9 protein-coding genes are annotated in these 12,490 nt (G+C 36.0%); all 9 read left to right on the forward strand.

Annotated elements, in window-relative coordinates:
• The first annotated feature begins 7 nt into the window (after nt 1-7).
• Nucleotides 8-2,200, forward strand: a complete 2,193-nt coding sequence (locus tag H611_RS0105010) for a molybdopterin cofactor-binding domain-containing protein (RefSeq protein ID WP_027137326.1) — start codon at nt 8-10, stop codon at nt 2,198-2,200.
• A gap of 28 nt (nt 2,201-2,228) precedes the next feature.
• On the forward strand, nt 2,229-3,257 hold the full coding sequence (locus tag H611_RS0105015) for an XdhC family protein (RefSeq protein ID WP_027137327.1): 1,029 nt from the start codon (nt 2,229-2,231) through the stop codon (nt 3,255-3,257).
• A gap of 3 nt (nt 3,258-3,260) precedes the next feature.
• Complete coding sequence (locus H611_RS0105020) at nt 3,261-3,875, forward strand: nucleotidyltransferase family protein (protein WP_027137328.1); 615 nt, start codon at nt 3,261-3,263, stop codon at nt 3,873-3,875.
• A 1-nt stretch (nt 3,876) separates the two neighbouring features.
• Complete coding sequence (locus H611_RS0105025) at nt 3,877-6,174, forward strand: FdhF/YdeP family oxidoreductase (RefSeq protein ID WP_027137329.1); 2,298 nt, start codon at nt 3,877-3,879, stop codon at nt 6,172-6,174.
• 166 nt (nt 6,175-6,340) lie between these two features.
• Nucleotides 6,341-8,851, forward strand: a complete 2,511-nt coding sequence (gene nirB / locus H611_RS0105030; RefSeq protein WP_027137330.1) for a nitrite reductase large subunit NirB — start codon at nt 6,341-6,343, stop codon at nt 8,849-8,851.
• 25 nt (nt 8,852-8,876) lie between these two features.
• Nucleotides 8,877-9,254 (forward strand): nitrite reductase small subunit NirD, encoded by a 378-nt coding sequence (gene nirD / locus H611_RS0105035; protein WP_027137331.1) that lies wholly within the window; start codon nt 8,877-8,879, stop codon nt 9,252-9,254.
• Nucleotides 9,255-9,271: 17 nt separating this feature from the next.
• The gene (locus H611_RS0105040) at nt 9,272-9,856 is read left to right on the forward strand and encodes a DUF4202 domain-containing protein (RefSeq protein WP_027137332.1); all 585 of its coding nucleotides are present in this window, start codon (nt 9,272-9,274) and stop codon (nt 9,854-9,856) included.
• A gap of 12 nt (nt 9,857-9,868) precedes the next feature.
• A complete protein-coding gene (locus H611_RS0105045; RefSeq protein ID WP_027137333.1) occupies nt 9,869-11,683 on the forward strand; it encodes a sensor histidine kinase in 1,815 nt (604 codons plus the stop codon).
• Between the two features lie 57 nt (nt 11,684-11,740).
• Entirely contained in the window at nt 11,741-12,400 is a 660-nt protein-coding gene (locus H611_RS0105050) for a response regulator transcription factor (RefSeq protein WP_035483469.1), read from the forward strand.
• Nucleotides 12,401-12,490: the final 90 nt, after the last annotated feature.

Below are 12,490 nucleotides of genomic sequence, written 5' to 3' on the forward strand. Positions count from 1 at the left end.
AGACCTCATGACAAAAATTCAAACACAATATAATCGTCGTTCATTTTTGAAAATATCTGCTGCTGCCGGAGGAGGTATGCTCATTGGATTTAGTTGGTTAACCGGATGTGTTTCGGAAGGTAAAAATAATGAAGCTTTAGCAATTCCAAACGAGTGGTTCGATATAAATGGTTATATAAAAATAGGCGATACCGGTTTGGTAACTATTTACTCGCCAAACCCAGAAATTGGTCAGAATGTAAGAACTTCTATGCCTATGATAGTAGCCGAAGAGCTTGATGTTAATTGGGAAAATGTTATGGTTGAGCAAGCGCCTTTGAACACAGGGTTTTATAATAATCAGATAGCTGGAGGAAGCCAATCCATTCGAAAAGGTTGGAATCCTTTGCGTATGGCAGGGGCTACAGCCAGAAGGATGTTACTTGAAGCTACGGCTAAAGAGTTGGGTGTGGAGGTTACAGCCTTAACGGTTGCCAATGGTATTATTAAAGAAATAAGTGGTGAACGCACCATGGGTTATGGCGATATTGCTTCAAAAGCGGTAGGTATCGAAGTGCCTGAAGTGGTTGAACTAAAAGATATTAAAGATTTTAAGCTTATTTCTACAAGTGTTAAAAATGTTGATGGTAAAAATATAGTTACCGGTAAGCCTTTATTCGGATTAGATTTTCAAAGAGAAGGTATGCAATTAGCAATGATTCAGCATCCGCCTGCATTTGGTATGAAGGTAAAAGATTTTAATGAAGCTGAAATTAAAGCTATGTCTGGTGTGAGCAATGCATTTATAGTTGATATTACAGTGCCTGAACCTGGATATTTTGATGAAAAAGGATTTTTGCAATTGGTTGCAATCGTTGGGAAATCGACTTGGCAACTCATGAAAGCGAAAAAAGCATTAAAAGTCAATTGGGAACAGGTAAGCGAATTGGAAGATTCAGAAATGCACATGAAGCGTATGGAAGCATCTTTGGCTTCAGAAATGCGTGAGAGTCGAAAAGATGGGGATCCAGCTGCCGCATTTAAAAAAGCAGCGAAGGTTATAGAACGCACCTATAGTGCTCCTTTTTTACCACATAATACCATGGAACCGATGAACTTTTTTGCGCATGTTACCGAAACATCGGCAGAATTAGTTGGGCCAACGCAAACACCTCAGGCTTTAGAGGGTTCGGTGTCTAAATTATTAGGATTACCTATTGAAGACGTTACTGTAAATATGACGCGCATGGGTGGAGGTTTTGGAAGACGTTTATATGTGCATTTTGGAGTAGAAGCTGCTGCAATATCAAAAAAAATAGGTGCGCCTGTGAAGTTAATATATACACGTGAAGACGATATGACACAAGGCACTTACCGACCGGCATATTTGGCAACGTATAAAGCTGGATTAGATGAAAATAACAATTTAATAGCGTTTTCAGTTAAAGGTACCGGTTTGCCTGAAAGTCCAGTGTTTGAAAATCGTTTTCCGGCGGGAACCGTAGAAAATTACCTGGCAGAAAAAGCGAGTACAAAAACTAATATTACCACAGGCGCCTGGCGTGCACCACGATCGCATTTTACTGCAGGAGCAGAGCAATCGTTTTTAGATGAGGTAGCTGAATTAGCAGAAAAAGATCCTATAGAGTTTAGACTGGAATTATTCGATAGAGCAATTTCTAATCCCATTGGAAACCGAAATGATTATGATGCGCAACGTTACGCAGGTGTTTTAAAGTTGGTAAAAGAAAAATCGAATTGGGGCCAAGAAATGCCAGGAATTCATCGTGGTGTTGCGGCCTATTATTGTCATAATAGTTATGTAGCGGAAGTTATCGATATCGCTATGGAAAAGAATACACCTAAGATAAAGAAGGTTTGGTGTGCTGTAGATTGCGGTATTGTGGTTAATCGCGATGCTGCTAAAAATATGGTTCAAGGTGGTGTAATAGATGGTGTAGGTCATGCCATGTACAGTCAGTTAACATTTAAAGATGGTGCAACACAGGAAAGTAATTTTAATCAATACCGATTAATACGTCATTCTCAGGCACCAGAAGCAATTGAGGTGTTTTTTGTTGAAAATGATATTGACCCCACAGGGCTCGGAGAACCCGGATTGCCACCGGCTATCGGAGCTTTGGCAAATGCATTGTATCAGGCTACCGGAGAGAGACATTATCACCAGCCATTTATGTCTTTTAAGTCTGTAAAGGGTTAAGAAATCAGATGAATTAATAAAATTATTTATGACACACGAATTCAAAACGCTGGTTGAAACAGCTATCGCTTGGGAAAATCAAGGTTTAAAAACGGTCTTAGCAACGGTGGTTGATTTAGATGGCTCTTCATACCGACGGCCTGGCGTTAGAATGTTATTAAATAACAAAGGAGTGTGGAAAGGTGCTGTAAGCGGAGGCTGTGTTGAAAAGGAAGTGTATCGCGAATCCCAAAGTGTTTTTGAAACAGGTCTGTCAAAAATGATGACTTATGACGGACGTTATCGTCTGGGCTGCGAAGGGGTGTTGTATATTTTATTAGAACCTTTTAATCCTAGTGCAGGTTTTAAAGAAGCTTTTTTTAATTGTATTGAAAACAGGAGCTCTTTTACGATTTCCTCATATTATAAAAGGCAGGAAGGCGTGTTTAAAGGTTTGGGGTCAGAAATAGCGTTAAATGATCTGTCATATTCAATTGATGCAAATCATGTTTTTAATGATGACAAAAGCCAGTTAGAATGGTTTAAACAGGAGATGCTACCTTGTTTTAAGTTACTTATTATTGGAGCTGAACACGATGCGGTTAAGTTATCGCAATATGCTTTATTGACAGGTTGGGAAGTTACTGTCGTTGCCAGAACGAATGAATTAAAAACACCTGAACATTTTCCGGGAATTAACTTTATGGAGATTATGGTTCCAGAAGATATCGGTTCATTGAATATTGATAAGCAAACAGCTATAGTATTAATGACACATAATTTTGCAATAGATTTACGCTATTTGGTAGCATTGAGAGCATCGATGCCGAATTATATAGGATTGCTGGGATCGTCAAGACGACGTGATGATTTGTTGTCCCAATTCATAGAGTATTGTCCTGATGTTTCAGATGATTTTCTGGAAGTTATTTATGGACCTGCCGGAATCGATATTGGTTCAGAAACTCCTGAAGAAATAGCGCTTTCTATAGTTTCTGAAATATTAGCAGTAACTAGAAAAAGAGCGACCTATTCGCTTCGGGAAAAATCTGGGAAGATTCATTCGAAGTTAAAATAAACCATGAATAAAATTTCAAAAATAGCTCTGGTTGTATTAGCAGCAGGAGGTTCTAAGCGCATGGGTGAACCCAAGCAATTGTTGGCTTGGGGAGATTTTACCTTATTAGAACATGCTATTGAAACAGCTCTTGAAGTTCGTCCTAAATATGTTTTTGTGGTTTTAGGAGCAAATTATGAAACTTTAAGGAGAAAGGTTGAAAACTATCCGGTAGAGATTATAAATAATCTGGACTGGGAAATAGGATTAGGAAGCTCTATCTCAAAAGCGGTAAAACAGATTAATGATTCGATATTGAAATTTGATGGCGTTTTGTTTCTTTTAGCTGATCAGCCGTTTATCACTTCAAATTACTTAGAACATATGATGAGTTTGTTTGAATCTCATAAAGACCAAATTTTAGCAACATCTTATATTGATGGAGAAAAAGGAGTTCCTGTGTTGTTTGATGCCATTTATTTTAAAGAATTAGAAGCTTTGAATGGTGATATTGGTGCTAAACAGATTTTAAAGGCTCACGAATCGAAGGTGAAAATTTTATTTGGTGGGACTAAAAACATAGATTTGGATACTCAAACCGAATATAAAGCAGCCTATAAAGCGCAATTTTTAAAGTAATATGAGTTCTTCTGCCCAAGATAAAGCCAAAACACCGGAAGGTTTTACAAAATTAAAATTTAAGAGACCACCCAAAAACAGTGCGGGTTTAGCTGCTTTAGCATCGGCAGTTACTCAGGTTTCAAAATATATGAATTTGAATGAAGTGTTCAGGCTAACTTCAAAAATAAATCAAAAAGGTGGATTTGATTGTCCGGGATGTGCTTGGCCAGATCCAGATGATGATCGCTCTTCATTGGGTGAGTTCTGTGAAAATGGATTAAAGGCTATTGCTGAAGAAGCACAGAATAAAACTATCGGTTCTGATTTTTTTGCGGAGCATTCTGTTGATCAATTAGCTCAATGGACAGATTTTGAAATAGGAAAATCGGGACGATTGGCTCAGCCTATGTATTTATCGGAAGGTGCTTCACATTACAAGGCGATATCATGGGAAGAGGCTTTTAAAAAGGTTGCAACGCAATTGAATACTTTAGATTCACCCGACGAGGCTGTTTTTTACACTTCCGGGAGAACAACCAATGAGGCTGCTTTTTTGTATCAATTATTTGTGAGAGAGTTTGGAACTTCAAATTTACCTGATTGCTCAAACATGTGTCATGAAGCATCTGGAAAGGCTTTGTCTGAAACTTTAGGGATTGGTAAAGGGTCGGTGACTTTAGATGATTTGTACAAAGCAGAATTGGTATTAGTTGTTGGACAGAATCCGGGAACCAATCACCCAAGAATGCTTACGGCGTTGGAAAAGTGTAATCAAAATGGTGGAAAAATTGTAGCAATAAATCCACTTCCGGAAGCCGGTTTAATAAAGTTTACTAACCCACAAAATCCTTTTAAGCTATTAACTGGTGGTACTAAAATAGCAGATGTTTTCGTGCCAATAACTATTAATGGTGATGTGGCTTTTTTTAAGGCTATTTTGTTAAGGTTGTTGGAATTGGAAAATGTACGAGGTTCTGTGTTTGATTGGGAATTTATCGATAATCATACAGCGGGTTACGAATCTTTTATAGAAGATTTAAACCGATATAATTTTAATGATTGCTTAAAAGCCTCTGGGGTATCTGAGGAAATCTTCGATGACGTTTTTCATTTAATACTTAATAATGATAAGATTATTATTTGTTGGGCTATGGGATTAACCCAACATGAAAATGCCGTAGATAATATACGTGAGTTGGTGAACTTGTTATTATTAAAGGGTAGTGTAGGTAAAGAGGGAGCGGGTACCTGTCCTGTTCGTGGACATTCTAATGTTCAAGGTGATCGTACCGTAGGTATATGGGAGTCGGCACCTCAGGCCTTTTTAGATAAAATTGAAGCTAAATACGGTTTTAAACCATCAAAAAAACATGGTTATTCAGTAATTGATGCTATTCGCGCCATGCACGAGAAAAAAGCAAAGGTGTTTTTTGGCCTTGGAGGAAATTTTATTTCAGCAGTTCCGGACACTTTATATGCTGCCGAAGCTATGTCCAATTGCAATCTCACGGTTCACGTAAGTACGAAATTAAATCGTTCACATTTAGTAACAGGTAAAGAAGCGCTTATCTTACCATGTTTAGGTCGTTCGGAGAAGGATTATCAGAAAACAGGTTTGCAAATTCAAAGTGTTGAAAACTCTATGGGAGTAGTTACTTCTACGAAGGGTGTTTTAGAGCCATGTTCCGATAAGTTACTTAGTGAAGTCGCTGTAGTTTGTGGTATTGCTCATGCAACCTTGGGTTCAAGCTCTAAAGTTAATTGGTTGGCTTATAGAGATAATTATAAATTGGTTCGAGATGATATTGCTGAGGTCGTAACCGGTTTTGAAGATTATAATAATAGACTGTATAATCCATCTGGGTTTTATCTTCCTAATGGGGCGCGTTTTAGGAAATTTAATACCTCAACGCGAAAAGCCAATTTTTCTATTAATAAATTACCCGAATGGAAGCTTAAAAATGAAGAGTTAATTATGATGACTATTCGGAGTCATGACCAGTTTAATACAACAATTTATGGGTTAAATGATAGGTATCGTGGTATATTCAATGAAAGACGCATAATTTTTATGAATCGGGATGATATGAAAATGAGAAATCTAGAGGCTGAAGAAGTTGTACGTTTAAAATCAATATTTAAAGGTGTTACACGTGAGGCTCATAATTTTAAGGTAATACCTTACGACATTCCCAAAAATTGTTGTGCTACCTATTTTCCAGAATCTAATATCTTAGTGCCGTTAGATAGTTTTGCTCATACAGCCAAGACACCAGCTTCAAAAAGTGTCATTATTACGGTGCATAAAATTTCATAATCCTTATTCTTTCATATTTCTGGTATAATAATTTTATTTAATACGTAGAAAATGATATTTCAATTTGTGATTTTGGTAATAATGCACTGAATTTAGATATTTCAATGATAAAAATAAGTATAATTACGTAGTTTATAATTATGTTTGTAATGTAAAATACGTAGTTATGAGGAATATTATTGTTGTCGGTAATGGTATGGTTGGTTACAAATTTTGTGAAAAGTTTGTAGCAAGTTCAGGAAACGAAGCTTTTAAAATTACCGTTTTTGGTGAAGAACCAAGACCAGCATACGATCGTGTGCATTTAAGTGAGTATTTTGAAAACCAGGATGCAAAATCTTTAGAAATGGCACCAAGAAGTTGGTATGATGTAAATAATATAGAACTAATAACGAATGCCAGAATAACCTCTATTAACAGGGAAACTAAATCGGTTATTTCGGCAAATAAAGAAACTTACTTTTACGATTATTTAGTTTTAGCTACAGGATCTTCTCCCTTTGTACCTCCAATTAAAGGTGTTGAAAAAGAGGGGGTTTTTGTTTACAGAACGATTGAAGACTTAGAGGATATGCTGGAATATGCCGCAAAATTACGTGAGGTCAACCCAAATGCGAAGGCTGCGGTTTTAGGTGGAGGATTACTCGGTCTAGAAGCGGGAAAAGCAGTGTTAGATATGGGGTTAGAGCCGCATATTGTTGAATTTGCACCTAAATTAATGCCTAGGCAATTAGATTCTAGAAGTAGTCAGGTTTTAAAACTGAAATTGGAAACGATCGGATTAAATATTCATCTTAGCAAAGCAACTAATCAAATATTAGGTGATAAAGCAATTATAGCCATGGAATTCGGGGAGGATGATGTATTAGATGTAGATATGCTTATTATTTCTGCAGGAATTCGTCCGAGAGACGAATTAGCAAGAACTTGTGATTTAGAAATGGGTACGCGTGGTGGTATAGTGGTAAACAATAAAATGCAAACTTCAGATGCTCATATTTACGCTATTGGAGAAGTGGCATTGTATAATCAAATGATTTATGGGTTAGTGGCGCCTGGCTATGATATGGCCGGAATTGCAGTCGATCAAATTTTAGGTAAAACCGATAGTTTTATGCCAGCCGATATCGATATGTCTACCAAACTTAAATTAATTGGGGTAGATGTCGCAAGTTTTGGAGATCCTTTTATGCCTGCCACCAAAGGACATTCTATAATTTTTGAAGATAAAACACAGCATTTATATAAACGAATAAACGTTAGTCATGACGGTGAAAAATTATTAGGAGGAATTTTGGTTGGTGATGCAGCCGATTATAATATGTTGCATCAAATATGCCTGAATGGTATGGCAATACCGAAAAACCCCGCTCAGCTCATTTTACCAACAAGTGAAGGTGGCGCTTCTTTTGGAAGTGCCATGGACCTTCCAGATACTGCACAAATTTGTTCATGTGAAAGTGTAAGTAAAGGTGATATATGTTGTTCTATTACCGATGGTGTTAGTAATAATTTAGGAGATGTCGTTGGTGCTACTAAGGCAACAACGGGCTGTGGCGGTTGTAAACCTATGGTGGTCGACCTTGTAAATGAAACTTTAAAATCCCTAGGTAAAGAAGTAAAAGAAACTATCTGTGAACACTTTAGTTTTAACAGACAGGAGTTGTACGATTTGGTAAAAGTAAATCAGGTTAAAGATTACGATGAAGCCTTAAACTTATTTGGTGATGGTGATGGTTGTGAAATTTGTAAACCAGCATTAGCATCTATTTTCGCGACTATAACTATGGAAACACCTAATAAGCAAGTGGCTATTCAGGATACTAACGATAGATTTTTAGCAAATATTCAAAGAAATGGAACCTATTCTGTAGTGCCTAGAGTTGCTGGTGGTGAAATTACACCTGATAAACTCATTGTATTAGGAGAGGTTGCAAAAAAATACGATTTATATACAAAAATAACAGGAGGACAAAGAATTGATTTGTTTGGGGCGCAGTTACAAGAGTTGCCTCTAATTTGGGAAGAATTAATTGCGGCAGGTTTCGAAAGTGGACATGCTTATGGTAAGTCACTTAGAACGGTAAAAAGCTGTGTCGGTTCTACCTGGTGTCGTTATGGCATGCATGAAAGTGTAACCTTTGCTATAGAAATTGAAAATAGATATAAAGGTCTGCGTTCACCACATAAACTAAAAGGAGGCGTTTCTGGATGTATCAGGGAATGTGCTGAAGCTCGGGGTAAAGACTTCGGATTGATTGCTGTAGATGGTGGTTGGAATTTATATGTATGTGGTAATGGAGGTGCTACACCAAAACATGCCGTGTTATTTGCAGAACAATTAGATGATGCAACCGCGATAAAATACTTAGATAGATTTTTAATGTTTTATTTAAGAACAGCAGGCCCGTTAGTTAGAACAGCCCCTTGGTTAGATAAGTTAGATGGCGGTATAGAATATCTTAAAAGGGTAGTTATTGAAGATTCTTTAGGAATAGCTGAAGATTTAGAAAACGAAATGCAGGGGCTTGTAAATAAATACGAATGTGAATGGAAGCAAGCCGTTGAAGATCCAAACATGAGAAAACGATTCAGGCACTTCGTAAACTCAGACGATACCGACGATAATTTAGTTTTTGTTCCAATGAGAGATCAAAAAATGCCTAAAGCTTGGTAATTATAAATTCATAAAATCTTTAAAAATGCAAGACATATTAGAACAATATAATTCAGTTTCAGAAAACCAAGTAAGTACATGGTTTAACGTAGGAGTCGTATCAGATTTTCCGGAAAACAGTGGGGCTTGTATAAAATATAAAACCAAACAAATTGCGGTTTACAATTTTGTGAGAAAGGGTAAATGGTATGCCTGTCAAAATTTATGTCCTCATAAAATGGAAATGGTTTTGTCTCTAGGAATGATTGGTGATAAAGAAGGGATAGCTAAAGTGGCTTGTCCCATGCATAAAAAGAATTTTTCTCTAGAAGATGGTTCTAATTTGGGTGGTGACGATTTAAAAATTGCGGTATATCCTGTAAAAGTTGAAGATGAAAATGTGTATATTGGCTTTTCAGATTAACTTTTACTAAATACATAATGAAGCCAACAAGATTTGAAACAGCTATAGCCTTAATAGATAAAAAAAATTCAGAAGATATAAACACCTATCAAGTGTTTGGAATTGAGTATCCAAAGGAGTTGTTGTACTCACAGCGAATGACCCGAAAATTACTCCAGTTTAAACCCAATGCTTCCAGAGCTCTTCAAATCGCTGCACGGGCTCAACATATTTGTAGATGGAAAATTGCCAGAGACGAATACCCAATGGATCGTGTTGGCTATTTAAAATGGCGTGAAACTTTAAAAAAGATGCATGCGGAAATTACGGCAGAAATTTTAAAAGAAGTAGGGTATGAAGATGAGTTTATCGAACGCGTTTCATTTTTAATAAATAAAAAACTCATTAAGAAAAATGAAGAAAGCCAAGCCATTGAAGATGTTATTTGTTTGGTGTTTCTAGATTACTATTTTGAGGAGTTTGCGGCTAAACATGATGATGATAAGATAATTGATATACTTCAGAAAACCTGGAAGAAAATGTCTGAAGAAGGTCATGAGGAAGCTTTAAAAATTAAATTTTCCAATAAAAGCCTCGATTTAGTTAATAAAGCCATTTCATAATTTATTTAAAGTATGAGTAAAAACGGTAATAATTCATTAGATCAACGCACTTTTGATAAACTACGCCGTTTGTATATCATTGCTCTAAGTACTATTGCATTTTCTGTTTTAGTCAGTCAATTATTAGTGCGCCGACACCTAAAATCTCAGCAGAATGATTCTACAGTTATTAATGTAGCAGGGCGTCAACGAATGCTGAGTCAGAAGTTAACGAAGGAAATCGTGACATTAACTGGGGCGACTAACAATGCAGAACGCTTAGAGATAAAAGATAGTATAAAAAAAACACTTAAAGTTTGGGAAAGTTCTCATAATGCTTTACAAAAAGGGAATGATAGCTTGGGAGTTCCAGGTAAAAACAGTGTTCTAGTTCAGAAAAAATTCGAGGAATTAAATCCAACCTTCAATAAAATAAGTAAGGCCTCAAAGTCTATTATTGAAAAGTTAGAAAATCAGCCGTCGCTTCCAATGGAATCGTTTATTGGCGATATTAATGTCGTAAAAGCTAACGAGGGGCATTTTCTATTAAAAATGGATGACATCGTTAATTTGTACGATTTAGAAGCCGATGAAAAAGTAAGCAGATTAGGGAATTTAGAATTACTATTAACTGCCTTAACATTACTGATTTTATTAGGTGAATTTTTATTTATTTTCTGGCCAGCAGCAAAAACAGTTAAGGTTACATTAGCAGAATTGTTAGATGCCGAAAAACGCGCTAAACAAATGGCTATTGATGCGGATGAATTAAGTGCCGCTAAGGAGAAATCTATTAAAGAATTACGGGCGTTGAGTTATGCCATGGATGAAACCTTGTTGTTTGCCAGGATCACTCAAAATGGGGCTTTAATTCATATGGGGAAGAAATTTTCTAAACTCTTCAAGTTTTCAAGGTTTAGTGTAAATACACATTTGTCGGAGGTACTTTCTATTCATGAAAATGAACGAGAGAATATAGAGAATTTAATCTCTAAGTATAAAAAAACAGGTTGGCAAGGTGAGCTTAAAGCTACCACCAAAGACCAGACCAATGTTTGGCTTGAAATGTCTATGATTCCTTTTAACCCGACCGATGACCGATCTGAATTGTTAGTTATAGCATCAGATATCAGCTCAAGAAAAGCGGCGCAATTAGAGATTGAACGCCTCACAAAGCAGAGCTTTGAAGAAAAGATGAGTCAGCAAAAAGTTATCTCCAGTAAGATTATTGAAAATCAGGAAAAGGAGCAGAATCGTATTGCTAAAGATGTTCATGATGGTATTGGGCAGATGTTAACCGGGTTAAAGTATAATCTGGAAAGTATTGATACTAGTGATGTAGAAAAAACAAATAAGAAAATTGAACATTTAAAAAACCTCACTTTAGATATTATTAAAGGGGTAAGGACGGCTACGTTTAATTTAACGCCCCCAGAATTATCAGACCATGGCATTGTTCCGGCAATAACCAAATTAACTCAGGAGTTGGCTAGGCTTACAGGTAAGAATATCATGTTATTTAATAAAACCGATTTTAATAACCGTCTAGATTCTTTAGTGGAAATTAATATTTATCGTATTGTACAAGAGGCAATTAATAACGCTATAAAATATGCCAATTCAACACATATTTTAGTGTCTATTTCACATAGGGAGAATATACTTAGTATTGTTATCGATGATAACGGTAAGGGGTTTGAGCCGAGTAAGGTTAAAAAAATTAAAAAGGGCGACGGAGGAATGGGCATGACCTTTATGCGTGAACGTATAAAATACATAGATGGTAGACTGTTTCTTCATTCAGAAGTTGATAAAGGGACACGTGTAACTCTTAATATTCCAATCTAAGAATACGTAGAGATACTTAAAATTCTTATTTTTGTTACTATAAATCCAATTGTAATTATGATTAATGTAGTTTTAGCAGACGACCATGTTTTAGTGAGAGATGGTATCAAGGCACTTTTAGAAGATCAGGTAGGTATTGCTGTAATAGATGAGGCTTCGAATGGTAAAGAGGCATTAGAGGTAATTAAAAGACAAAAGCCACACGTTCTTATTGTAGATATTAGAATGCCTGAAATGACGGGAATTGAAGTGGTGAGGGAAATAACCAAAAATAATATTGATGTTAACACCTTAGTGCTTTCTATGCACGATTCTGAAGAGTATGTGGTTCAGGCTATTCAGGCTGGAGCCGATGGTTATCTGTTAAAAGGAGCGAGCAAAGAAGAGTTTCTGAAAGCTTTAAGTAAAATATCTGAAGGAGGTAAGTATTTTACTGGAGATGTATCTGCTATTATTATGAATAATTTTGTGAATGGTAATGTGTCTAAGGAAGAACCTGTTGAAAACAAAGAGGTTGAGCTCCCATTTCATTTAACAAAACGTGAGAAGCAAATTTTGGAATTGGTATTACAATTAAAGAATAATAAGGATATAGCGGAGGAATTAAATATTAGTAAGCGTACAGCAGAAGTGCATCGATTTAATTTAATGAAGAAAATGGATGTAAAAAACCTTATGGAACTAAGTAATAAGGCAAAGAAATACGCTTTAAATTAAATAATTGAATTCCTATTTTTAAATAATTCTTTTAATTTCATATATAATTTAAATCCATTTTTGAGAGATTCTTAAAAATGGATTTTATTA

This window comes from Gaetbulibacter saemankumensis DSM 17032 (assembly GCF_000425645.1).
Lineage (GTDB): Bacteria > Bacteroidota > Bacteroidia > Flavobacteriales > Flavobacteriaceae > Gaetbulibacter > Gaetbulibacter saemankumensis.

Excerpts from the sequence above, each read along its gene's own strand:
- H611_RS0105045 (WP_027137333.1), top strand. The coding sequence starts at position 9,869 with ATGAGTAAAAACGGTAATAATTCATTAGATCAACGCACTTTTGATAAA.
- H611_RS0105010 (WP_027137326.1), top strand. The coding sequence starts at position 8 with ATGACAAAAATTCAAACACAATATAATCGTCGTTCATTTTTGAAAATA.
- H611_RS0105020 (WP_027137328.1), top strand. The coding sequence starts at position 3,261 with ATGAATAAAATTTCAAAAATAGCTCTGGTTGTATTAGCAGCAGGAGGT.
- H611_RS0105050 (WP_035483469.1), top strand. The coding sequence starts at position 11,741 with ATGATTAATGTAGTTTTAGCAGACGACCATGTTTTAGTGAGAGATGGT.
- H611_RS0105040 (WP_027137332.1), top strand. The coding sequence starts at position 9,272 with ATGAAGCCAACAAGATTTGAAACAGCTATAGCCTTAATAGATAAAAAA.
- H611_RS0105015 (WP_027137327.1), top strand. The coding sequence starts at position 2,229 with ATGACACACGAATTCAAAACGCTGGTTGAAACAGCTATCGCTTGGGAA.
- nirB (WP_027137330.1), top strand. The coding sequence starts at position 6,341 with ATGAGGAATATTATTGTTGTCGGTAATGGTATGGTTGGTTACAAATTT.
- H611_RS0105025 (WP_027137329.1), top strand. The coding sequence starts at position 3,877 with ATGAGTTCTTCTGCCCAAGATAAAGCCAAAACACCGGAAGGTTTTACA.
- nirD (WP_027137331.1), top strand. The coding sequence starts at position 8,877 with ATGCAAGACATATTAGAACAATATAATTCAGTTTCAGAAAACCAAGTA.